We start from the raw sequence: 22,725 nt of genomic DNA, 5'->3' as shown, positions 1-22,725 counted from the left end.
CGCCACCTTCGAGGGTCAGGGAGTATCGCTTCTTCTCGCTGTTGAAGAGAGTCCCTTCCGGCCAAGCACCGACCGCTGTGTCCCGGTCACCACCATTACGTTCCGGACCTCCTGGAAGTACGGCCCGAGTTCAGCGTACCCGCTCAGATTCTGCGTCAGGTCATAGAATCCAACCACGTCGAAGCCGAAGGCGGGGTCGATTCTCTTCCGTCCTATGGGACTGGCCGTCACACCAAGTTCAGCCGGCGAAAAGGGATGGGCGTCGAATACTTCCTTGCTCTCGAAGTCAGAATCCCCACCGTACCCGAATTTCATGCCTACCGGACCCAGTCGTGTTCCGACTGCCACCGAATAACTTCCTTTCGTCGTTGACCCTCCCTCAACCCAAAGCGCTTTTTTAAGGGTGTTTTCCGCTGCCATCGCCGGCAGCGGTGCAAGGAGAGCTGCCACAACCAAAGCATTCTTCACATGCCATTTCACAGTTTTCCCTCCTAAGGGGAATAATTTTCCCCTCCCCATAACAAAGGCGCCATGGAGGTTTACCTTGAACGTGACGCCTGCAAATCCAGCCAGTCTAGCATCTGCTTGAGCTGGCGGCGATGCTCTTCCATCCTCCTTTCAAGCTCTTCGCGCGGGACAGCAAGATGTTCCCTCATGGTTGCGGCAATTTCATCCAATTGCCCTTGTGTCAACACGATCGGCGGGCCATCATGTTCGACCACCATGTTCTCTTCCCTCACGAAGGCCATGACAAATTCTGCGCGGCCACAGAAGAACCGTCGCTGATAGCGGTCGAGCAAGAGCCTTTCCCTAGCAGTACGGTCATCATCGTCGTAATCCACGTAGTCCAACCTGGACAAAATAGGGGCAATCGCCTCATGTCGAGCGAAGGCAAGCCATCCGTATGAGTAGCCGGTTCCGGAGCGATAGCCGTCGTCGAAGGCGATATCCTCTCCACTGCGGCTCCACCACAGGGCAACGTATCGCTCATTGCCCGGGTAGCAGATGGCTTCTTCCAAGGTCGGCGGTACCGGGATGCCGAGAGGCCGCAGATGCTCCGTTCTTCGTCTTTCAAAGGGAATGACGTTGGATTTTACCATCATGCTCTTTCGACCGGGATCTCTCTGACCTCTTGATACCCGTCACCGGTAAATTGCCATGATCTCCCGTCATCGCTCAGATTCACGTACTTCCGGGTATCGATTTGCTTGTAAGCATGGACCACAGTGCCATCCTCCAACTGATACCCAGCAATGTACATATACTCAGCGCACCTGGCCCCGATCATTTCTTCCAGGGGCACCCAGTTTGGCTCTATAATAGGATCCGGTTTCTCGAGCAACTCCATTTCATTTCACTCCAAGATCGTTATTCACAGGGAATAGATGAAATTACTTTTTGGTAGTCAGGATTTGATGTATCGGAAAGTGTCAGCAAGCCTGTCAAATAGACAAACTCTTTCTCCCCTTGAAACGTCTGCAGCTCATCCATCGACACATCCCTTTGGCAGTTAGCTTCGACGTGCCGTTTATAATCAGATAATACTTGCGCCCCCGTCTTATCCATTGATGAGTACGCCTGCAGAAAGGCATTTGCCCCTTCATCTGCGTACACACTGGACGCCGCACAAATTATAACCACCACTGCAATAATGACCTTCATGGTAACCTCCTGTCGGTTATCTCGCCTGTCAGAAATTTTGGTTTAACTTTTGTGTTCATCCCTGGGGCGAACTTCATCACTCCTCCTTCCAGCATCCCGCGCATCAATGGGTTCTTCCCGGGGGCGTAGGGAGAGCATTTTGAGCAAATTTGTTCATTTTATCCCGGAGTTTCAACTCAATCTGCTCTCGGCTGACCCCAAACTTCTCGACTATTCTGGAGATCAACGGTTTTGATGATTCCATGACGGCGTTGAAGAGTTCATCGTTTACCTGATAGTCTTTGCACTTCAGATGGGCATCCTCCAAAATCTGACTGGAGTCGAGGATGTCTATCAACCTTTCCGAAGCCTTGTCTTTCTGGATTCCGTCAGATTGCGCCTCGAGTGCACGCCCGAAGGCTTTCAACTCCTTCGCAATTACGCATTCGCCCAGACCATGGCCACCGAGGCAATTCCCGCAACTTGGGCTATCTATGTCGATCGCTATCGACGATATGACCTCTTCCTCGATGGCCAACTTGCACTGGGCAAGATCAACCGCATTCAATTCTTTTCGAGCCTCTTCAATCAGCGCCTCTTCCTTCGCGATGACCTCTGCCGGAGCATTGAGAAGAAGGAATTTCTCCCGACGCACCACACGTTTGCTGTAACGCAGCAATGGATCACTGAACCGGACCTGCATAACCCCTCCCTCCTTCTATTGCCCCTCTGGAACTGGCATTTGTTTTCCCTCGGCGGCTCTCACCGCCCATTCCTGGATGTATTCGACCATTCCGCGTCGTGTCTGATGGTATTCCGTACCGCGGAGAATCATTACGTCTGAACCCATGCTGGTAATTTGGGCATCGATTATGGAATCCAGAGGAACGCTGCCGTCAGCAGCATGCAGCATCGCCTCACAGACGTTTCGCCGCAGGATCGGATTGAGGGTCGTTATCATCGTCAGATCGCCGGTGTAACTCCTCAACTTCTTGTCATTCGGGATCTTTACGCCTCTGTCTCTAAGTGGAGTAACGATGAATATCATCTGGGGCAATCCTCGATGGTCTTATCTTGCAGGGCCAGGCAAATTGACCTTGATGTTGTTCCTCGCAGCAATTTCGCGAATGGTAGCGAAGGCCTGCTCCATCTTTCGCCGGTCTTCCGGGATCGGGAGGCTCAGTCCGTCGCTCATCTTCTCGCAATCTGCCACCATTGAGCCGAAATCTTTTTTCAGATTTCCTGCCTGAAAACTCCGATACATGTACCAGCAACCAATAAGAGCGAAAACAAACATGATCGCCCCAGTGTGCATGTGAAAAAAACCTTTTCGGTTGAAAATAGCCATCAGGTCTCCTTCTGAATTGAATCCTCTCTAAATCAACCCTGCCCTACCCCTTCACCCATCAGAGAAAACCGATTACAGGCCAAATTTCGCAGCCTATTTTTTAGCAGTCTCTCTCAATCGGCCTTAACCATTCCCCGATCCGTCTCCAGGACGCTTTTCACTGATGAGGCATACCACCTTTGGCCCCGTTTCGGTTTGACACTCTGCTTATTGAGTTCAGCCGCAATCCCTCGGAGCGAAACCCCCTGGGATCTCATTTGCCGCATCGACTCAAGAACAGACAACTCATCGGCATTGGCCACAAGGCGTTTATTTTCGGCATCGGTCCCGTCCTCAACCCGGTCGTACCCGAACGGCGTTGGCGAATACGCCTCCCCTACCCGCTTTTTATGGGCCAAAGAGGACTTAGTACGCTCGCCGGTGAGCTCCCGCTCAAACTGTGCTAGTGCAGCCAGGATGGTGAATACAAGACGGCCGGTGGCCCCGGAAGTATCAATGCGCTCGGAGATGCTGGCCAGATCCGCATCCTTCTTCTGCAGATATTCGGCAATGTCCAGGAGATCCCGGGTGGAACGAGCAAGTCGGCTAAAGGAGTATGCGACCAGGACTGTGCCTTTCCCTATTTTGTCCAGGGCACGCCGGAGGCCTTCGCGCTTCTTCATGGATTTACCAGAAACGCCGGCATCTTCTTCGATGCAAAGGAGCTCGTACTCGTGCATTTCGCACCAAGCCCTGATCTTCTCCTTCTGGGCCTCAAGGGAAACACCTTCCTCGGCCTGCTTCTCTGTTGAGACCCTTATGTAGCCGATTGCCTGTTTTCTATTCATGGCATTACTTGCCCTTTTTCAGGAGCCTCTCCACAGCCTCTTGGAAGAAAGGCCGTATCATTGCAGATCGTTGGTCTTTCGTGATTTGGATCCCATCACTCTCGAGCTGCCTGACAGCAGTGAGCCCGTCTGAGGTTATGTCGACTGCCTCTTTGAAGGGAGCATCCGCTTCATAGAGATACTCACCATAACGCTGCCATAGACCATTAAAAATCCGGAGCTCATCTTCAGAGAATGATCCACCATTCTTGTGCTTTAACCTGAGTCGTTCAAATTCTTTGGCGTCCTGCTCGGCCCACTCAACTATTCTTTTCTTTGACATTGCATTTCCTACTGGGAAATCTCTATTCCTGATCAGGCACATTCGGGAATTCAGCCCAATGCGTCACCTCATTGAAATCATCACCGCTGTTCCAATAATACAGTGCAGGGTCCTGTTGTAGCCCATGTCCGGGCCTCAGCTCGTCTGTCTGTATGTTGGGCTCTCCTGAGGCAAGATGCTTAAAGGTCAAAATCCGCTTTCCTATCGGTGGCCACTCGTCAGCTACCCGCTTCCATTCCATTAATTTCTCCTCCAAGAGACCCTCTAAATTATTGCCTTCAGCTTCTTCGACAAAAGCTCGATACCTTTCAATGTCGCGGCAAGATCAGCAAACCTATTCTCCCGCAGAGCGATATCGGCATCAGTCAGTTTCTCTTGAATACGTTTGATTAGTGGCTTTCGCCGCTCATCAAGTTGTTCCAGCCGTTTTTGCTCCCGTTGCCACCGATCCTCCGATGTGCCTTGCTCAGCAACTCTCGCAGCATACCTCCCGTCTGGCGTATGCAGATCAAAAAGCTCTGAATACTTGCCGGCACATTTCGCACACACCTTGTCTTCAGAATCAGCACCGCACACTCTGCAGGTAATATTTTTCTGAATATTCCAAGATCGATTACCCATAATTGACCCTATTTGCGTACACGACCGTCCGGTTGTGTACGGAAAGCGAGGTGTTTTTAACCGTTTTTGAGGCAATAACCGCCATATTGCACTTGAAAGAACAATATTGACCGTTAACTGCGCTTTTTGTCCCTTACTGGTTACTTTCGGCACAAACGCCTTTATCGCCCATCAAACGGGCAATATTGCGTTGGATGTTCTCAGCCTCAACCTTAAAGAGGCAGTCAACGGCCATGTCCAAAACCTGCTGAACTGTTTTGTCAGGGTGTTGCGACATGATGTAAGTCATTTTTTCCTGAGTCAGCGGATTCTCAAAAAAAACCTTATTTTCTTTCTTTCTTGCCATTATGGCCCCCTTTAGTGCTATTTGCTCATAATTGCACTTTTGGGCCATTTTATCCGTTGCAATGCAAAAAACAAGTCATTTGTTGTTTATTTGCTATTTACGGGGAAAGGGGAGGGGAGGAGGGATAAACACAACTACAAGCCGATATCACCCACTTAAAGCATTCATGCGTATAAATAGAAGATCGCCAATAATTGACTCTGCCTATCCTTCGTTTATCGAATTCTTCAAAACAGGGCTCGGTTTAAACTGCAGGATCCTTCTGGCCTCAATAGTAAGAGCCTCGCCGGTCTGTGGATTCCGGCCACGCCTGTTTGCCTTCTGCTTGACTATGAAGCTGCCAAAACCAGAAATTTTGACTGTCTCGCCGCACTCCAGTGCCTTTTTCAGTATGTTCAGCATCCCTTCAAGGTGCTCAGCCGCTTCCTTTTTGAAAAGCCAATCCTCTGATGAATTCGTTCTACTATGTCTGCTTTCGTCATAAATTGTGCTGTCCTTCTTATATTATTATTTGCCATGCCAAACATTGATGAGATGGCCATCAGTTTTTCTGATCTCAGCTTCGGCAACTCCGCCTTTCGATTCACGAGGAAGAGAACCTGAAACATGCCATACATTGCCTTTGAGCACAGCACTGTAGGGTTTTTGTTGTTCAATCTTCTCTTTCCCGTAAATACGCTCCCAGGATGTGATAGCGATTTTAATTGCCGCCGCTTCGTCAGACACTGGCCCTACTGGCGGCTGGCCGTTGAGCTCCCCTGCAAAAGCAGCGTGCGACCCCATTAGGATAATCATCGAGAGTACAGCCAGTGCGGACCGTTTTACGGCAGTGATCATGTTGTTCCCCTTTTGATCCTAAATATATTCGTCAAGAATCCCATTCATCAATTTCTGGTTCTTCAGCCTTATCTGGCTGGAGTATCCCCAGGGAGATGCAATGACTGATGAGAGCTGCACATTCTTGGGTGTAGTAATTATTTGCGACTACCCTGCTACCACCTATGGCTGACAAAAGAGGTCTGGGAAATGCTTCATGGGAATCAACTGCAACATGCATCAATGTGATGTATTTTATTCGCGACGAAAAGGTTCATGCCCTGATGAATTGCTTGGAAATAGAAATCATCTCGCTAGCAGCATTTCTGAACTCGAGCTGTCTGTTTCTGATACAAGCATCATCCATTTTGTGAGTCAAAAGGGCATGTAATACAGCCGATCTCATATGCTGCTCATCAGGATAAGGGGCAGTTATCACACCATATTTCTCAAGATACTTGTAAAAGTGATAACCCCATTCACCATCGGACTCAAATTTTGCAGTAACAAATATTGCAGATGTAGTCATAATTTCCAACAGAGTATTGTAACTCGATCTTCCTAATACGACTTTGTATTTATTCCAGTTTGGCCTTGCACAGTCACTTATTCCATAAACTTGATCTATTCCAGTACATGCTTTGGCAAATTTATACAATTCGATATTATTTCCTATCCAGGCATCCGTCTTTACATTCGGCATCAACTCTTTCACACTTGATAGAGCTTTAATTGCCTCAATAAGTTGGCGATATCCGGTTTCCGAGTGTACCCCTCCAAGTCCACAGACAAACGCTATTCTATCGTCAGCTTCATCGTTATTGTCACTATTATCTTGGAAGAGATAACCATCAAGGAATTGGTATTCTACTGGCGCTAAGCTTTCTATGTTACGTATACCTGTAGCTTCTGTGAAAAAGTCCTTTGGCATTACAAAGAGCACCAAAGTATTGCTGTCATAGTCATGCAGTCTTTGGGAGACAGGCAGCCACCTCTCAGGCGTCATCCACCTTATTAAGAATATTTTTTTTATGTATGGAGACATTACCTGCTCAAAATCCCTTCGCTCTGGAACAGATCCCAAATCGGCAATAAGCCCATCAATTTCCTTCATGTGTTCTCGAATAGCATATATTGCACTTTCCTTGTATCCATCCTTCCAAGGTCGTTTGCATACAAGTAACTCTTCATTATTATTAACCTTTAGTAGAGTTTGTTGCACCTCGCTTTCTATGAGGATTTTAGTCCTAATTTGGTTGTCACTCAGAAGTTTATCATAAATGATTTTAATTCTCTTTGTGTGCCCGATTCCTATTCCATTAATTGCCCATAGACCTATTTTCGTCATATCATATTTCTAACTGGTGGAGTTTTGAAGCTCTTGTATACTTTTGCAATAATGTCCCACCATTAAAATGTAGCGCTTTAATATAATTATCTCCCTTTAGGAGTCCATGTTCATCAAGCTCAACACATGCGTCATATTCTTTTAGATAATTGTACTCAACTGGCAATACGTTTACGTTCTCCCAACTGCAACCGTAGGTACCAATGTCGAGACAATAATTAAAAATATTTTGATCCCATATTGATGGGTTATTACCTATCATACGAATATAATGTTTCCACAGTGATAGGACATTTTCGAAAAACCGGCGCACTTTTCTACTAGCAAATATTATTCCTGTATTAACGTACAGCCTTTCGCCGTTGACATACCTTGGCACCCAATTCTGCTTAATCCACGAAAACTCTTCGCCGATCTTCTCTTTGTACCCTACGTACCTATCTATTGCTGCGGCGAACTGCATGTTTTGCCCCAAATTGATGTTAAGAATAGAATCTTCTGTTTGCCGCAGAAAAACAACATCCGCATCCACAATTAAAGCGTTATTTACAGAGGTATCTAAATATCTCCATACTGCCAATTTGGTTGCACATCCTTGTGTTGCAATATCGTGTGGTAGTTCATTTATATAGTTTGCTTGGGATATAGAAATATTTCCTTTAATATTAGATACATTAAGGTATTCTTCAGCCTCTTTTGTAGAATTGGTTATGATTAGAATGTTGACGTACTTGTTTAGCCCAAGTATCGACCTTATAAGATTAGGTAGCAATAAAATGTAATTGCCTATTGCGACAATCACAACTACATTAATCACAACAATTTCTCCTTTTGCAAATATATGATGATTTCATTTGCTACCTGTTCAGGCGCTAACGTATCTGTAACTATGCTTAAGTCCGCAAGGTTCCTTATATTATCTACACTTGACAAATAACTGTCACTTATCCTATCGTTTTCTGCCAACCTATCTTTAATTCTATTGATTCTGTGATCTTCGGAAGCATCAAGCCACACTATTTTCAATTCGGGGAGAAGTGTCTTCTTCCACATAATTCTAGATGGATGGCTATCAATAGTCAAAATTATCGGATTTGCGGAGAGAAAAATATCGATCAATGATGCCGTGCGTGTCTGATAAAGTCTGTCCCGGAACTTTATAGGATAAAAATATGCCGGTTCTCGCTTGTATCTATTGAATGTAAAACTATCGGTAACATAAGTAGTAAAGTCGTTTTTGTTCGCACGTTGCTCACGTGTTGTTATTGTCGGGGTTGGTTCATGCCCTAATATCTTCGAAAGAATAAGTGCTGTGGTTGTTTTACCAACTCCAGCCATACCTGCAATTATTAGATACAGCCTAGGTGGCATTGTTCTATTTGTCTCATTAGCCCACATTCCGCCGTATCGAAGCAGATCAAGCCTAATTGGCGCAAATATTCCTAGTCCGAAACTGGTAGAACAGACCGGTAGTTCTATAACACTCTTTATAGAACCTGCTTTTAGTAAGTCTGATGCTATTGCAAACCATAGCACCTCCAAGTCTTCATCGTTTAATTGTGTTTCTAGTATCCAATGGTTGGGTTCTTTTTGTATCGCGCCCAGAAGCCTATATAATTGTAATAAATGCTTTTCCATTACCTGTACGCGCCTTTGAGATAAGACATCGCAAGTTCAACTCGTTGGCATATTTCAGGCTCCGTAACTTTGTCTTCATAATTAAAACAAGGCAAACTTTCCATATCGGAATATGGAGAGACCCAAACAGCATCCGCATTCACGTGTCGAAAGTAATCTAAACTTTCAAGATAGTCGGATTCCGATTCACCCGGAAAACCAACAAACAGTGTTGAGAGTATTTTAACGTTAGGCGCAACCACCTTTATCTTTCTTATCAACCCTTCAACTTTATCTAACGCGTACTTTCTACCCATCGCCTTTAGAGTGTGTTCGCAACCAGATTGAATTGGTACTGATAACATAGAAAATTTATTTGGGTATTTACGTAATAATTCAAGAATCCCGTTTTCATACTTCAGCAACCATTGCGGATTAAATTCTTGCAGATACATCCTAGCATTGGTATCAACGTCAACTAAAGCCGTAAGCAAATCGATTATGTTGCAACCTAAGTCCTGCCCCCAGCAGCCAAGATCATCAGCAGTTATCAACGCTATGTCGTGTCCGTAAGACTTCTTAAATAAGCTAACGATTGTCTCCAGTGAGTAGCTTTTCAGGCTTCCGATAGACTTTTTTACATTGCAGTATGTACATTGGCCTAAGCAACCTCGCGCGACGCATATCGCAAAACCTGATTTTGCAGCCAAAGCCTCTGCTACCACAGGATTCTCTCCACCTGATCTGATAGGCTTATTTTGGTTATTGATCGAAAGTCGACCCGAATAGTTTTCAAGCAAAAATTCCTTTTCCAAACCCAATAGTTCTTTTATGTTGGTTATATTATTCGGACTTAGGTATACAAACGTGTCGTCAGTTATTCCAAGACCTGACGGAGTGACGCAACCTGTAAAAATTACCTTGGCGTCATCTTTGATGATTTGAAGAATTTCACCGACTATTTTTTTTGATTTTTCTATTTGTTCTTTTACAACCCCACATGTCACGACAAATACCAAATCGGCATCTTTAATTTCGACTTCTTGCATCTCACACGACATCAAATATTCAGACAACCATTGGTTTGATATATTACTTTTAGTGCAATGCTTCGCCGTAGATAAGACTTTAAATTTCATTCTGTCACCACCAATATATAACTATTTTCCAGTCGCCCTGCTCTTTTGAGCAATGCATACCTACTTCATCCGATCTTCCTATTGTAAAGAAGTATGGCCATTTCCACCTTTTCAGAGAGCGCAAAATGCCCCGTCTGCCTCCACGTCATCTACCAGCGCAATGCTTTTTCCAATCTGTTCCGCCATGCGCTTCCTTAAAGGGTCTGTCAGAGAATGGCGAAACTTTCGCACAAAGAGCTCTTTGTATTTAGCTTTTTCGGGTTCCGATAGCTCCCTCACCTCAGAAAGGTCCAATAGGCGTACATATTCATCCTGATCAGTTTCTGACCATTGATCGATTTTTTCTCGGCTCATATACTAATCCTTCTTCGCAGGGACCTTTCCCTTGGGCTTTCGGGCTCCGGTGGCTTTTGAAGTGGCTTCCTTTTTCGCGGCTGACCTTTTTTCCCTGGCCTTGGCCAGGATATCCCCCAGGCCCCTTTCCTGTGCAGCCTGGCGGCGTGACTCGGAGTAACTTTTGGCAGCCAACGGCATGGAAGCCGGGATGTTGAACTGCTTGCGATACTGGCCGGGCTTCAGGTCGTGGGCCATCGATAGATGACGTTTGAGGGTGGTGAAGCTCTTGCCGCAGATCATGCAGACAACAGCGTCTTTCTTGAAGGCCTGCTTGAGGGTAAGCTGCTTGGGCTGCTCGGCTGCAGGCGCAGCCTCGGCAATGGCAGCACCGGTCTCCAGGGTCTTGAGGGCGGCATGGACCTTCTGAATCTCCTGCAGCATCTCTTCACTGGTCATCTGACTATTGCCTACGTGCGCTGATACGATTTCCGCGGTGAGTTCAACAAGGCTTGGCATGTAGATTCTCCCTTTATGCGATAATTATCCCAACATCGGATCTATTAATCTGTACCCTATCTTACAACCTTGAACTCAGCTCTCCTCATATCAGCTATTTCGTTTGTTGTCATGGGTATGGAGGCTACCTTGCCCATTAGCTGATTGCCCGTCTGGTCAGTTATTATGTACCCAGCAGCACTCACCCTACGCAATGCTTCAGCAAGTTCGGCATCTTCAATCCCTGCTGCTGGCAAGTAGAAATGTGCTCGCAAACCGTGCTTTGCCAATATATCCAAATTCCTTTTTCCGGTTGAAGCCATGTCTTTATCGGCTTCGCGGCGACACATGAATCTCACGACAAGGCTTGTTACCTGCGAAATACACATCCCCACTCCAACACCCGCAAGAACCGGATGGACGCCATCGACCAAGAGCCACGAGGCTCCTCCCAAACAGATGAGCATTGCCAAGATCAAACCGGAGGTTGAAGTTGTACCTTCCTTTACTATTTCCTTAAAACCCATATCGATCGGCCTCCCAGCGTAAAAGCACCGTCTCATCCCAAGCCGGCAACGGCTTCATCTTGCCGGCCATAATTGCCCTGGCTACCACGCTGCCGGAAGAATGCCCTATCCGGTTACCGTGGAGCATATAGAAGTACCAGGCGAAAGGATATCCTGCTGATTTGTCGAATTCAGACAAGGATTCCATGACACCATACGGCGATGCATCCCAGTCAGAATGAATTTCCGGCAAATCGAGTCCACCGTCTGCATCGGCCCATTGAGGGGTCAGCGATAGTTGACGCTTCCCATCTTTGTCATGCCAATCGTTTGTAGTGATAAACCAGTGGTCGCAGAGACGTAATCCAGATTTCCCGGGGCTGGACTCCTGCCAGTCCTGGAAGAATCGGAGGCCAGCCGGCCGTCGCTCAAGCCAATCGGGGAACATATCCAGAAACCGGACGTCTTCACTCTCCTGACTGAACTCCCATGTCCCAGGACCACTTTGAGGGCCAATCGTTGTTCGTGACACATGGATCACTTTCTGTTCCATTTTCGGCAGTTTGGATAGCCTATCTGCCTTCTCGACTTCGACCAACTCACGCAGAAAGCGTCTGACATTGGTCAGTGCGTCCAGCTGGTACCGTGGCGGTGAGAGAATGCGCTGGTCTTCATCGCCAAACCGGACTCCTCCGGATATTAGATCAAACCTGTCTACTGGCAGTTCCCACGGGTTAGGGTCAAACATCTGTCGGGTAGTCACTTCTTTTCCGACCATGACCTCTAGCTGGAAAAATGCATCTGGATCTGAACCATAAGGGGACGCCAGATAGATCACCGAACCCGACCATTCAGTCCTTACCAGACCTGAATCCTTGTGCCGGCGCCATACCTCCCGGGCATCGCCTCCGGCCGCCGCAAGTTCCTGATCTATCCACACGACCAGCGAATCAGCTACTCGAGCGCCTTCCCGGTCGATGATGCCGGGCTGCCAAGTGCGGCCTTCTCTCTCTCCAACAAGTCGAAAACCAGCGCTTGGGTACCGGGCGTTTAGGGCATCCAGCAAAGCAGTATGGCCGTCGGTTACCGGTGCACTGGCAACGGCCACGGCAAGTTCGTTAGAGTTGAGGAGTTCGGGCATTTCTTGGTGCTCCATGACGGGTTTGACGGATTCGTGACGGGCTTAAGTTGCCTTTGGCCCGTTTGGTCCCTTTGCGGCCTGTTTCCCGTCGTAGACAGCATGGCTTACGTTGTGCGACTGGCCCTCAAAGGTCTCCGAAACAACAGTGAAGCTGCTTTTTTCCCCGATAGCCATCCAAAACTTGAACATCGGGTCCACTACTCGCCAATACTTGTCATCACCCTGTTCTATGTAGTCCAGGATCTCCAACTGCTTCAAGGAATGGGTAATCGCGGAGGAGGACCCAAGGTTGTGCTTCCGGACATAATCCTTGGACATCACCTTATCCATTGGCTCTTTTGCCAAAGCGCGAAGCAAGAGACGTTGCTGAGGTGGGATCGACTGAATCAGAGAGCTGAAATACACCTGATCGTCCGACAACATGGCTCCCAGACCATCGTAGGTATCATCCATTGAAATGACGCCATTCGACAGCTCGAATATATGGAATCCCCACTTCATTGCATAGTGAGGGTGTCCATCGACCAGCCGCACCAGATATTGGGAACAATCCAAAGGGCATTTCTTGCCCCCTTTGGCAAACAGATCAACAATGAAGTCAGCCAATTCGGCCTGAGGAAGAGGCGAAAGGTGAAAGTTGAAAGCACTGCGGAAGAATGGGCGCTGTTCGTCGTTAAACATCCCTTGCAGAATCCTGCGACGTGAACCCACGAAAAAATGAGAGGCTCGGTACTTCTGAATCCAGGTCCTCATGACTGCCTCGATCTTGGCAGCTTCCGGAAGCGTAACGATCTCCTGGAACTCATCGAAAACAATATGGACCAGTTTGTCAGACTCGGAGACAAATTGATGGAGTTCCTTCATTATGGATTCAAGCAACTCCATCCCGGTCTTGCCGGCGCCAACTTCCGCTGTTATCTCGACACCAGTACCATCGATTGACGGGCGCATAACCGGTCGGAATGAAACGAGTGCCCGTATCGCTTTTTTCCAAAGAGGCTCATTGCCATGCGTAACCTTGTATACGGCCTCCGCCAGTTGGACGGCCACATCGTTCACGGCTGCCACCACATTGAAATCAACAAAAATGGTGACTGCGCCATTGTCCGCCAATCCTTTTTGCACTCTCCGGACAAGCGATGTTTTCCCAAACCGCCTGGGAGCATAGATCACAACGTCGTTTCTGGACTCAGCCATACGTGTGAGCTTTTCAAGTTCCCCAACTCGATTACAGAATGGAGCCTTGAGATCAAGCGCCTTGAGGTAGAACGGATTGTGCATAGCTACTCCACTGCACCGGCAGCACTCAGCATCCGGCAAGGATCTGATTTTCAGTGCTCAGCCTACCATCAATTTCACACCCTGGCAACACTTATTTACATAGTATAATAACGATAGTATCGTAATGATTCCGTGTATATGTTACCGGACAATGGCATCCATCTAACGACGCTCCCTAATCCGTCCATGTGGACAAAATAGGGAGCCTTGTCCTGAACCATCACGGCTATGGCACTGATCGCCGCAACGTTGTCCTGCTCGTCGCAAACATTACTCTCCTGCACACCCATTATTGACCGGGTAGTTCTAAAGGGTATGTGACTTGGCCGATAAGCCACAGCTTAAAGAAAGGAGCGTAGAATCGGTAATCCTTCGAGTCATAAGGTTGGAAAACCAAGTCCATCTCTTCCAACCTTGCCAATGCCTTCTGAACGGTGCCAGGGCTAATGTCTCCGGCGACCTTGCGGAAATGCCCCCCGAAAGGCTCCTTCCCGTCGGTCAAGGCCAAGGTCTGAAGCACTCGGTTTTGCTGGCTCGTAAGCGCCTTCCTAATGGCGGCATAGACTGGCATCTCTGTCTCCCATACCGTATCGAGCGCTTCACGCAGCGTATCCCTGCTCAGCGTTTGCCCCGGTTTGGAAACCTCCCAAAGGGTGCTGCAAAGTTGCTGGAAGTCCCCCGTGTTACCGTAAAGCATGTGATACAGGCTTTGAAGATATTCCAACGTAACCTTTCGGCCGCCGGACTCGAAAAGACGAAGAACGATCGGTCCAATCTCCTCAAACTCGATGGGACCTATTTCTATGGGGAGGGCAGATTTATAGAAGGGATGCTTCGGTTCCATGAAGATCTCATGCATTTTTCGCCGGATGCTCCCCGCGAATATGTAGGGGATCTGTCCATGCGTCTGGATCTCGGAACGCATGGTGGCCAATATGTCCATGGCGTTCTCCAATCCAAGAAGCCCCTGGAACTCGTCAAAAAAAGCCACCAGTGCCTTCTCCGACTGGAAATCGTGAATATAGTCGAGAAGATCGGTGATGGAGCTGACCGGCTCCTTGAAATAGCCCTCCAAGGAAACTTTCGGGACCATGCCCGGCTGTTCATACTCCTGCGTGATCTTTCCCCTGACACGCTTGCCGCGTGCCAGCCAGCGACTGAAAAAGGGCGCTTCCTTCTCGAGCCTCTCAATGCCCCGGATCGCTCTGGTTATCATTTCTCTCTGCGTTCGGACCTCGTAAAAGTCCACCTTGAGGCATGGCAAACCCAGTCGGCGAATTGCCTCGACAATCAACGAAGTCTTCCCGACCCGCCTTTCGCCGAAAACCACGATGTTTTGACCGGTGCGAATGTAACCTTGGATGCGCTCGATCAGCTTCGACCGGCCGAAAAACTCTTCGCCGGTAACTACCCGGCCGTAAACAAAAGGATTTTCCATGCAAAATATCCTCCTAGCGTTATGCTTATAGCATAATTCCAAGGAGATAGTATGTCAACGGAAATCCCGATAACGCGCTTGCCAGTTTCATCTTTCAGAATCCCCCCTAATCCGTCCATGTGGACAAAATAGGGAGAGTTACCTTGGACACCTCATGCTTCGTCTTCCTTCCGCACAAACCGCAGTAATATAAACGAACCGGCTTTCCCTTGGCTAGCCAGCGGATTCCACCGGAATCCCAGATTGAAACGCAAGTCCCACATACGGCGCAGATTCTCATCCACAAACGGGACTCCGCCTCCATTTCGGCGGCTATTCTCTGCGGAACAATGGCAAGAATAATATCGCGGAAATTGACCATGCGTGCTTCCTCAGCTCTTTAGTCCCTGTTGAGTCGTAACCATAGGTGGTGAGGTAGTTGCTGTTAGCCACCAGAGTCATTGACAGCACACACTAACACCCCCCCTCACCCCTAAATCGCCTTTACTTCGCCTTCGCACCCTGAACAGCAGCCATTTGATTCTGCCGCCAAATCGAAATGGCCCGTTCGGCAACCATCGCCCCAGTGACCGATTCACCCGAAGCACGAGAGACACGCAAAATTTCATCAAGACCCTCCATCAAGGCTTGCCGAAATCCATTGCGACTCATTTGATCATGACCGATTGTTGCGGCCTCCTGCTCAGTCATCATCATGGCCAAAGTCATGGCATCCAACAAGGTGTAGGCCTCATCTTTTTGCTGATTTCGCAAGTAGAACTTGATCCCCCAGAATCCCATAAGTTCTGCTCTTCTTGCAAACTCAGGAGAAAGCGATATTTGGCTTTTCGTCCCGGGTTTACTCCCCCGGGGCGCCGGCGCAGCGAAGGTTGAAAATTCAACGACGTCGGCAAGATTGACAAGATTCTTGTTATCTGCGGTGCGAACAAAGATCATTTCTACCTCCTTCCAGTATCTTGTAGTCAATAATGCAGTAAATAATCAGCTCAAGACCGCTTCCCTGCCTCAAAATCTCAAGCCTACCTTCACCCCGAAGATGTCTGCGGTAGATTCGGGCTGGAAAGCCCCCTCCGGAGATAATGGAGATTGGCCAAAGGTCATCCGCTCATAGTAGCCAGCTATCCGCACCATGTCATACCAGCCACCGAGCTCGACATACGGAGTCACTTCCTTCCCGGGCTTTACTGTGATGCCAAACTCTTCGACCTTGTTCTTTGCTGATATAGGAAACTTGGCAGACGCTTCCCCGAAGATACCCCACTTGTCGTTTCTCCACCGATTCGTCTCGAGCCGCAGACCAGCGTAACCGTAGATCACCTCCCAATCCTCGGTGTATCCTGTGATAGCTACTCCATTTCCCGTTGCCGGATTAATTGCGCCAGCATCTTTGATATCACGAGACCATGCCTTGTACCCGAAACCAAGCATCGGATCCACAACTACCCTGTCGAACCAGAACCGCCACGCCGCGTCCCCCTCCACCTTCCACGAAAGATAGGTACTGGTTGTCTTTGCGGGAATGCCGCTCTGAGAATGCCCGTCGTAGTCAACTTCGCCGTACGTGAAATCACCACGGAAGCGCAAGGGCAATTTGCCCTTCAAGGCACGGTAGCGGTAATCGAGACCCAAGCCGAAGCGAATCCCGCTCTCCTCGAGCAACTTCTCGCCGGTCTCCCCGTGCTCCTTCCAGGTAAAGTCCTCGACTGGTACGTACACCCACCATTCATGTTTTGACAGTTCACCGGCAAAACATTGCGACTGTGCGACAATGAACATGACAATAGCAGCAAAAAATACCCTCATGTGGAAGATCCCCCCTATGATGTCAATCGAATGGATTTTTTACCGTTTCCGGCATATCGGTGATTACTTTCTCGGGCAGGTCCTCGGCCTCGAGCACATCGACTGTAGCCATCACAACCTCAAGCAGTTTGCGAGCTTTTTTGAGCCCTATTTTGTCCAGGGTAAGGTCGATACTGCCGTAAATCGAAACCCGATCGAGGCGATTCTCGACGGTCAGCCCGTTTATCTGGATGACTTCGGATTCATTACGAAAAGGAGATATTGTGTTCAGCGGCATACCTCTTCACCTCTTCAATCGGGTCTAATCCCCGTTTTCTCAATAGCTGAATGAGTTCCATTTCCTTCTCTGTCGGAAAAACACTGAGCCTTTCGGCAAGTATCCTGGCTTTAACCGCGTGTTCACCACCAAGCTCACATCGCTCAAAGTGTCGGGCGACATCTAACAGAAACTCTGCGATCTCCTTCATATCTTCATTCGTCATACTCACTGCCTGCGCCTCCTTTCCTTGTACGGTTTCGGCTCAGGAAGCGCCATCAGCCTTTCCTTCTTCTCGCCTCTGATCGCCGGGAAGATATTGAACCCGGCCAGCTGCTCGACTTGGGCGATAGGTACCATCTGCGCCCGGGCATCAACGGTATTCTCGACCAAGTATGCCCCGCCCTCCCCTCTCCGTGCATCCCACACCACCTTGTACAAATGCGTCGGGACCAGAACTCCACCCTTGATCTGCTGTAGAGTGCCCCCTGTGAACAAAGGCCCGGTTACGACGTAGAGATCACCCTTTTGATTCACGAGATGTCGCACTGCCCCTTCAACGTCACTCCAGGCGCCACGGTTATTCTCCGGCTCCTGGGGAACAATGTTCGCAAGCGAAAAAGACTCATATTGTGCCTGCTCTGTAGGCATATCGGCAGATGGGGCGATGTGACCGCGGTCATAGCCGGAGCGGGCATAGTACCGCAGCTCACTCCGCTCCTTAGCAGGGAGGCTCGGCTCAGCATGAAATTCGTTTTTCCGCACCAGACCTTTTGCCTTCTTGAGGCGGTCACGGGTCAGGTGTTCTGCCGAATAGAGAGGCCCTTTGGTGATGCCGGAGTGCATGGCGCCGTACCCTTCGTAGCAGAGCTCCCAGGTTCTCGCCTGCATCTTCTGATTGAGGATATCGGGTGCTTGGCCATCAAGGAAATGCTCTGGACAGGCAGTTTGAGCGGCAAATGCTATGCTTGCACTGACAAGCACGGCCACAATTTGGGTCGCAAGCTTGATCATTCGCATCTCCCCCTCAATCGCCGAACGGCCTTAAGCAGGCATTTCTTGTATTCATCGACCGCTGCCTTTCCAATCTCTTCCCGGGTCATTCCCAGGCCGACCTCTTGTACCAGATCTTCAAACGTCCCGTTGCGCGGCAGCGTTATCTCGACGCCTTCCTCGACGCTGGTGGCTCGGACACAATAATCAACTCCGCGGAATGATTCGCGGAAAGATACGACCTTATTTTCTTCGCACATAACCCTTCACCCTTTCCTCGTTTCCAGTGAGAGCTGGCTCCTGTCGATCGTTATGTAGACGACCTGGGCCCCATCCAGGAAGTTTCTATTGACCTTGCTGAACAAACGCCGGGCCTTATCTGCCAACTCCGCCGGCACCTTGAAAATGACCCGTCCATCGTTTTCTGCCATCAGGGCCGTACCAAGACCGTTGAAGAGGACCTCTTCACCCTTCATCTCAACCAACGACATCAATCGAAAGTCGGCAACCTGTTCCATCGTTGCGAGCCGCCTCCGGTACTCGTCAATTGTTTTTTCCGTCGTTGCGAGCTCGGTCTTCAGTCTCTTGACCTCCTGCTTCAAAGAGCTGATCTCTTTTTGGGCCGCAGAGAGTTCGCGGAGTGTTGCCTCATATTTAGTCTCCACTCCCGTCTCCCCCTCCCCCCCCCCGGGCGACCAAAGAGACGATTTTCTCTTGCCGATCTCTATTGCCGACACTCGGCTCCGCCGACGGCTTTGCCTCAACAGGGGTATCGGCAGTCTTCAGGTGGAACCCCTTCATGGGGCTATTCCCCTGTTCTCCTGGGGCAGGCAATGCGCTTTGTTCTCCCAGCGAAACAAACGCCGCAGCCATGTAGCCAACCTTGCCATCGGAGGCAACCTTGACCTTAACCCACTTCCCCTCTTCGCTCCGTCCGATGACGTCGACCTTCTCTCCTTTCGGATAAGCCTCGATCGCAACCGAGTCGGTGGTTGGCCGTTTCCTGAGTTTGAGCATGTTGCCCGACGTTTGCCCTGGTTCTCCCCAGGCTGTGGAGGCAAAGGTCACAAGAGCCAGCAACGTTACCATTTTCTTCATAAAACCCCCGTTGCTCGATGAGCATCAGTTCAAAATTCAGTCTAGTTCTCAAGATTACGGATTGCGGCAAGGATATATGGCTCCTGGATCTGGTTGGTTCCAGACAAAATCCTTTTCTCCTTGGTCTCGGGATTTACAATCAAAACCGTAGGCGTCACTTTTACCCCGTTACTCAGCAGGATTGACGTAACTTCGTTCGACAGCTTCATGATCGTAGAGAAGTCTGCCATTCGGAATTCGACGCCGTGTTTCGCCATTGCATTCTTGATCACGGTCTCATCAGGCTTTCTCGTTTTTGAAGCAACCTCCATCAGAGCTCTGCGTCCCTGGAGGTACTTGCGCTTCTCTCCCACAAGAAGACTGAGATGAAAGGGTATGAACTCATAGGTTTCCCGGTGAATCGGCATGTCCAGAAAAGTGTATTTCGCCACCTTGCCAACACTTGGAGCTATCCTTTCGATGGTCGGTTCTGTTTTCCGGCAGTACGAACAGAACCAGTCGGATATGAAATACACCTCGACCTTCGAGTTCTTCTTCCCGAACCAGATATTTCCTGCCTCTTCGGCAAATGCTGGTTGCTGGACTCCCGCCAGAGCGACGAAAAGTCCGACCACGAACGATGCTGTCATTATCACCAATGGGACCAATTTCCTGAAACGCCACTTCATGCAAATCTCCTTCAGGGTGATTGAAAAAATGCTTGCCGTGAGTACGAACACCGCGGTGGCGATGGTGATGCACACCGCACACCACTGCCCGATCTCCACCTTCTGCACATGGAGGAAAAAAAGCTCTGCTCCGGATGCGGAAGAAACGAGCATGGCAAAGACGCCATGGATGATTTGCGAATTACTCCGAAGATGGTTGAGAACGGCAAGTACCGCAGAGAACAGGATACCCACCGTGGCGAACGAAAGCCCGAACAGTCGGTACTCGTGGGCCGCGGTACAACCGCCCGTGCAAATATTGAAGGCCGAGAGGATTGAGCCGAAAAAAGCCACCACTATGCACAGCCATGTGAGAAAATCGAGGGAAACCCACCGCTGTTGGCAGAATTTCTCCCCTTGTTGGAGCTCTTCCATTCCTGGCCTCGACATCCTTTATCCCTGTTCATAGAAACCCTGGCAGGGTTGGTTCACCCTCCCCTACCCTTCTTGTCCTCACCTGCGCCACTTTTTCAGGGTGAACCGCAATCTTCTCGTCGACGATCGACTTCACCTCGCAATATCCTTTCTTCCTCTTGGTCCGGTACAGCCGATTCGCAGCGGTGAGGGCGTCTGCTAAGCAAGCGAAGTTCTCTGTCTTCACCCTGACCCTGCAACCGATCCTGCCCCACGCCCGGATGATCATCGGCCCGAAGAGGCCTGGGGCTACCTCGATGCGATAGAACCGCTTCCGGTTCAACTCATGAATGATGCAGACAAGCTCCCTGATGTCATAATCCTGAAAGAGTGCGGGCTCCACGGCCATGGCTATCTCCCTATTAGCATCCCCATCAACTGCACCACCAGGTTGACTTCAAGGCGTATATGCTCACCGCTCAAGAGCCCCCTGAAATAGGCTGTTGCGAGAAATACAACTACGAGTCCGGCAGACGTTACCTCCTCGCTCGGCGTGAAGGTCTTGTAGAGATTGAGAGACAACCGTTTGCCGGCGGACGGTGACTGACCGACGGGGATCCCATGGTTACTCAAGGAGTCCAACAGCAAGTGCATGACCACCCCCAGAACAAAAAAGAACAGGAGGTACGGCAGTACTGAGGGATTATGCCACTGCCATAGGTAAAGGGCTGAGGCCAGCAGTAAGTATGGATACGGCCAATGGGTGACCGTCCGGTGCTTGATCACTCCACCGACCTCCAGGACATCCGGCAGCACGGCGCCAACTGCGGCTAAGCCGGCAGAGATGAAGCCCCCGGTAATCGAGTAAATTGCGAGGCCGGTGATTATCTGATGGTTACGCCAGCGCATTCTAGATCAGACCAATGCAATTTGAAGTGAAACCTCCACCGCTAGCGGCTAAACTGCTCTTTGCCATGGCGGAATAATAGAGCATAGGTTTCACAGCCAGAACGTTCAGTACCCAAAGGTTCGGACTGATGTGAGGGTTATCTATGCAGAACTCCTTGATCGGCACTTTGAGGAATATGACGGCAAACAACGCTATCGCCCCGCTCCGGCTGATTCCTTTTTCACAACTGACCGCCAAGCATCTGCACTGTCCACGATCCTTTAACCGCAAGAGAAATTCACGCACCTTGTTCGCGTGCTCTTCTGAAAAGGCCTCTTTCTTGGTCAGCTCAATCATCCGCGGATTAATCCCATTTCTCGGCTCCACGTCGTCAAAGGTCAGCGCCAGGACATTGGGATGAGGTTCAGCTTCCCACTGTTCGTCAGAACCCTTGATCGTTATCACAGAAAGTGTCCCATTCTCAAGGTGAGCGGCTCCACCTTTAGAAAGAATCATCGCCAACTCATGTCTCGAAATAGCTCTGACCTGCATCACGCCCTCCTACTCAATCCCGTGGTACCAACCATCCGACTCTGCCAGCTGCTTACTATGACCGGTCGCCAACTGGGCCTCAACCCAATCTTCCTCATGATCCCGGCTCTCTTCACCACGTTCCACGTCCTTCGGCATCTGGGCGCCCGGGTATGCGCGGATCTCGTAGTGCAAATGAGCTCCGGTGCTTCTTCCGGTGTTTCCAGAGAGGGCGATCAAAGTGTTTGTCGTCACCGGAGTTCCGACTGACACGAGGATCCGCGAGAGGTGACCGTACAAGGTGACGTATCCGTTCCCGTGATCCACCGCAACGAGGTTGCCATACCCCTTGTAAGGGCCGGCATAGCTGACAATTCCGTCCTGGGTGGGGTTGACCGGTGTCCCGATCGGAACAGCGATGTCGTATCCGCGGTGGTACATCAGACGACCGGAGCCGAAGGGGTCCTTTCTCCACCCAGGCATCGATGTTAACCGTCCGAAGGGGACAGGCTGAGTAGCAAATGAGGGGAGAGAGAAGGCCAAGATAAGGCCCATCATCAGGGCAAACACTGCAGTTTGTCTTTTTCGGTCTTGCATTTCTCAAAAAATTCCTGAAAATGTATTTTGGGTCCCAATAGGACTGAGGTAAGAACTATGGTAACTTCCAACTATCTTTACAACTTGCTTCCTTATGTAGTTTTTGCGGCCATCCCAGTCGCTCTGTTACTCTTCATTTTGCGTCTTTATAAGTTAGGCAGGTCTGCAACTTCCCAAGTGGGTATTTCACGACCTCCCCGTTGGTTCCGTGAGGCAGAGTCAAGTGAGCTAAAAAGCAATGCCGACCTTATTACGAACCCTGGCCTCAAATCTTT

Annotated in this window: 32 protein-coding genes and 2 pseudogenes; all 34 read right to left on the bottom strand. The window is 49.4% G+C overall.

What is annotated here, in order from left to right; translation table 11 throughout:
- Positions 1-15: 15 nt before the first annotated feature.
- The 34 genes and pseudogenes from A2G06_16880 to A2G06_16715 all read right to left on the bottom strand — a co-directional run bounded on the left by A2G06_16880 (position 16) and on the right by A2G06_16715 (position 22,450).
- Complete coding sequence (locus A2G06_16880) at positions 16-348, bottom strand: hypothetical protein (protein ID ANA41811.1); 333 nt, start codon at positions 346-348, stop codon at positions 16-18.
- Positions 349-539: 191 nt separating this feature from the next.
- Positions 540-1,100 (bottom strand): hypothetical protein, encoded by a 561-nt coding sequence (locus tag A2G06_16875; protein ANA41810.1) that lies wholly within the window; start codon positions 1,098-1,100, stop codon positions 540-542.
- Positions 1,100-1,348: a hypothetical protein gene (locus tag A2G06_16870; GenBank protein ID ANA41809.1), complete on the bottom strand. Its 249-nt coding sequence runs from the start codon at positions 1,346-1,348 to the stop codon at positions 1,100-1,102. Before A2G06_16870 ends, A2G06_16875 begins: the two co-directional genes overlap by 1 nt.
- Positions 1,349-1,368: 20 nt before the next feature.
- On the bottom strand, positions 1,369-1,662 hold the full coding sequence (locus A2G06_16865) for a hypothetical protein (GenBank protein ANA41808.1): 294 nt from the start codon (positions 1,660-1,662) through the stop codon (positions 1,369-1,371).
- A 103-nt stretch (positions 1,663-1,765) separates the two neighbouring features.
- Entirely contained in the window at positions 1,766-2,344 is a 579-nt protein-coding gene (locus tag A2G06_16860) for a hypothetical protein (protein ID ANA41807.1), read from the bottom strand.
- A gap of 15 nt (positions 2,345-2,359) precedes the next feature.
- Positions 2,360-2,689 carry a hypothetical protein gene (locus tag A2G06_16855; GenBank protein ANA41806.1) on the bottom strand — a complete coding sequence of 110 codons (330 nt, stop codon included), beginning with the start codon at positions 2,687-2,689 and terminating at the stop codon, positions 2,360-2,362.
- 21 nt (positions 2,690-2,710) lie between these two features.
- Positions 2,711-2,989, bottom strand: a complete 279-nt coding sequence (locus tag A2G06_16850) for a hypothetical protein (protein ANA41805.1) — start codon at positions 2,987-2,989, stop codon at positions 2,711-2,713.
- A gap of 113 nt (positions 2,990-3,102) precedes the next feature.
- The gene (locus tag A2G06_16845; protein ID ANA41804.1) at positions 3,103-3,816 is read right to left on the bottom strand and encodes a hypothetical protein; all 714 of its coding nucleotides are present in this window, start codon (positions 3,814-3,816) and stop codon (positions 3,103-3,105) included.
- 4 nt (positions 3,817-3,820) lie between these two features.
- Positions 3,821-4,138 carry a hypothetical protein gene (locus A2G06_16840; GenBank protein ANA41803.1) on the bottom strand — a complete coding sequence of 106 codons (318 nt, stop codon included), beginning with the start codon at positions 4,136-4,138 and terminating at the stop codon, positions 3,821-3,823.
- A 22-nt stretch (positions 4,139-4,160) separates the two neighbouring features.
- On the bottom strand, positions 4,161-4,379 hold the full coding sequence (locus tag A2G06_16835; protein ANA41802.1) for a hypothetical protein: 219 nt from the start codon (positions 4,377-4,379) through the stop codon (positions 4,161-4,163).
- A 23-nt stretch (positions 4,380-4,402) separates the two neighbouring features.
- Complete coding sequence (locus tag A2G06_16830) at positions 4,403-4,759, bottom strand: hypothetical protein (GenBank protein ANA41801.1); 357 nt, start codon at positions 4,757-4,759, stop codon at positions 4,403-4,405.
- 133 nt (positions 4,760-4,892) lie between these two features.
- Positions 4,893-5,153, bottom strand: a complete 261-nt coding sequence (locus A2G06_16825) for a hypothetical protein (GenBank protein ANA41800.1) — start codon at positions 5,151-5,153, stop codon at positions 4,893-4,895.
- 156 nt (positions 5,154-5,309) lie between these two features.
- Positions 5,310-5,587, bottom strand: a pseudogene (gene ihfA, locus A2G06_16820) (integration host factor subunit alpha).
- Positions 5,588-6,195: 608 nt separating this feature from the next.
- On the bottom strand, positions 6,196-7,035 hold the full coding sequence (locus A2G06_16815; GenBank protein ANA41799.1) for a hypothetical protein: 840 nt from the start codon (positions 7,033-7,035) through the stop codon (positions 6,196-6,198).
- A gap of 3,101 nt (positions 7,036-10,136) precedes the next feature.
- Positions 10,137-10,379: a hypothetical protein gene (locus A2G06_16810; protein ID ANA41798.1), complete on the bottom strand. Its 243-nt coding sequence runs from the start codon at positions 10,377-10,379 to the stop codon at positions 10,137-10,139.
- Positions 10,380-10,382: 3 nt separating this feature from the next.
- Positions 10,383-10,877: a MucR family transcriptional regulator gene (locus A2G06_16805; protein ID ANA41797.1), complete on the bottom strand. Its 495-nt coding sequence runs from the start codon at positions 10,875-10,877 to the stop codon at positions 10,383-10,385.
- Positions 10,878-10,933: 56 nt separating this feature from the next.
- Positions 10,934-11,323, bottom strand: coding sequence for a hypothetical protein (locus A2G06_16800; GenBank protein ID ANA41796.1), 390 nt, complete (start codon positions 11,321-11,323; stop codon positions 10,934-10,936).
- 49 nt (positions 11,324-11,372) lie between these two features.
- Positions 11,373-12,503, bottom strand: a complete 1,131-nt coding sequence (locus tag A2G06_16795) for a hypothetical protein (GenBank protein ID ANA41795.1) — start codon at positions 12,501-12,503, stop codon at positions 11,373-11,375.
- 42 nt (positions 12,504-12,545) lie between these two features.
- Complete coding sequence (locus tag A2G06_16790) at positions 12,546-13,784, bottom strand: hypothetical protein (GenBank protein ID ANA41794.1); 1,239 nt, start codon at positions 13,782-13,784, stop codon at positions 12,546-12,548.
- Positions 13,785-14,073: 289 nt separating this feature from the next.
- Positions 14,074-15,222 (bottom strand): hypothetical protein, encoded by a 1,149-nt coding sequence (locus tag A2G06_16785; GenBank protein ANA41793.1) that lies wholly within the window; start codon positions 15,220-15,222, stop codon positions 14,074-14,076.
- Between the two features lie 106 nt (positions 15,223-15,328).
- Entirely contained in the window at positions 15,329-15,583 is a 255-nt protein-coding gene (locus A2G06_16780; GenBank protein ANA41792.1) for a hypothetical protein, read from the bottom strand.
- A gap of 122 nt (positions 15,584-15,705) precedes the next feature.
- Entirely contained in the window at positions 15,706-16,158 is a 453-nt protein-coding gene (locus A2G06_16775; GenBank protein ANA41791.1) for a hypothetical protein, read from the bottom strand.
- 69 nt (positions 16,159-16,227) lie between these two features.
- A complete protein-coding gene (locus A2G06_16770; GenBank protein ID ANA41790.1) occupies positions 16,228-17,025 on the bottom strand; it encodes a hypothetical protein in 798 nt (265 codons plus the stop codon).
- Positions 17,026-17,047: 22 nt separating this feature from the next.
- Positions 17,048-17,302, bottom strand: a complete 255-nt coding sequence (locus A2G06_16765) for a hypothetical protein (GenBank protein ID ANA41789.1) — start codon at positions 17,300-17,302, stop codon at positions 17,048-17,050.
- On the bottom strand, positions 17,271-17,507 hold the full coding sequence (locus tag A2G06_16760) for a hypothetical protein (GenBank protein ID ANA41788.1): 237 nt from the start codon (positions 17,505-17,507) through the stop codon (positions 17,271-17,273). Before A2G06_16760 ends, A2G06_16765 begins: the two co-directional genes overlap by 32 nt.
- A 2-nt stretch (positions 17,508-17,509) precedes the next feature.
- Positions 17,510-18,301 (bottom strand): endonuclease, encoded by a 792-nt coding sequence (locus A2G06_16755; protein ANA41787.1) that lies wholly within the window; start codon positions 18,299-18,301, stop codon positions 17,510-17,512.
- Entirely contained in the window at positions 18,292-18,534 is a 243-nt protein-coding gene (locus tag A2G06_16750; protein ANA41786.1) for a hypothetical protein, read from the bottom strand. Before A2G06_16750 ends, A2G06_16755 begins: the two co-directional genes overlap by 10 nt.
- 6 nt (positions 18,535-18,540) lie before the next feature.
- Positions 18,541-18,939 carry a hypothetical protein gene (locus A2G06_16745; GenBank protein ID ANA41785.1) on the bottom strand — a complete coding sequence of 133 codons (399 nt, stop codon included), beginning with the start codon at positions 18,937-18,939 and terminating at the stop codon, positions 18,541-18,543.
- On the bottom strand, positions 18,929-19,372 hold the full coding sequence (locus A2G06_16740; GenBank protein ANA41784.1) for a hypothetical protein: 444 nt from the start codon (positions 19,370-19,372) through the stop codon (positions 18,929-18,931). The genes A2G06_16745 and A2G06_16740 overlap by 11 nt, the downstream gene beginning before the upstream one ends.
- A 41-nt stretch (positions 19,373-19,413) precedes the next feature.
- The gene (locus tag A2G06_16735; protein ID ANA41783.1) at positions 19,414-20,454 is read right to left on the bottom strand and encodes a hypothetical protein; all 1,041 of its coding nucleotides are present in this window, start codon (positions 20,452-20,454) and stop codon (positions 19,414-19,416) included.
- 136 nt (positions 20,455-20,590) lie between these two features.
- Positions 20,591-20,842, bottom strand: a pseudogene (locus tag A2G06_16730) (hypothetical protein).
- Positions 20,843-20,844: 2 nt separating this feature from the next.
- Positions 20,845-21,342 carry a hypothetical protein gene (locus A2G06_16725; protein ANA41782.1) on the bottom strand — a complete coding sequence of 166 codons (498 nt, stop codon included), beginning with the start codon at positions 21,340-21,342 and terminating at the stop codon, positions 20,845-20,847.
- A gap of 1 nt (position 21,343) precedes the next feature.
- The gene (locus A2G06_16720) at positions 21,344-21,874 is read right to left on the bottom strand and encodes a hypothetical protein (protein ANA41781.1); all 531 of its coding nucleotides are present in this window, start codon (positions 21,872-21,874) and stop codon (positions 21,344-21,346) included.
- Positions 21,875-21,883: 9 nt separating this feature from the next.
- A complete protein-coding gene (locus A2G06_16715; GenBank protein ID ANA41780.1) occupies positions 21,884-22,450 on the bottom strand; it encodes a hypothetical protein in 567 nt (188 codons plus the stop codon).
- Between the last annotated feature and the right edge of the window lie 275 nt (positions 22,451-22,725).

Source organism: Geobacter anodireducens (genome assembly GCA_001628815.1).
GTDB lineage: Bacteria > Desulfobacterota > Desulfuromonadia > Geobacterales > Geobacteraceae > Geobacter > Geobacter anodireducens.
The sequence above is the reverse complement of the archived record's forward strand: the minus strand, read 5'-3'. Positions and strand labels throughout refer to the sequence as shown.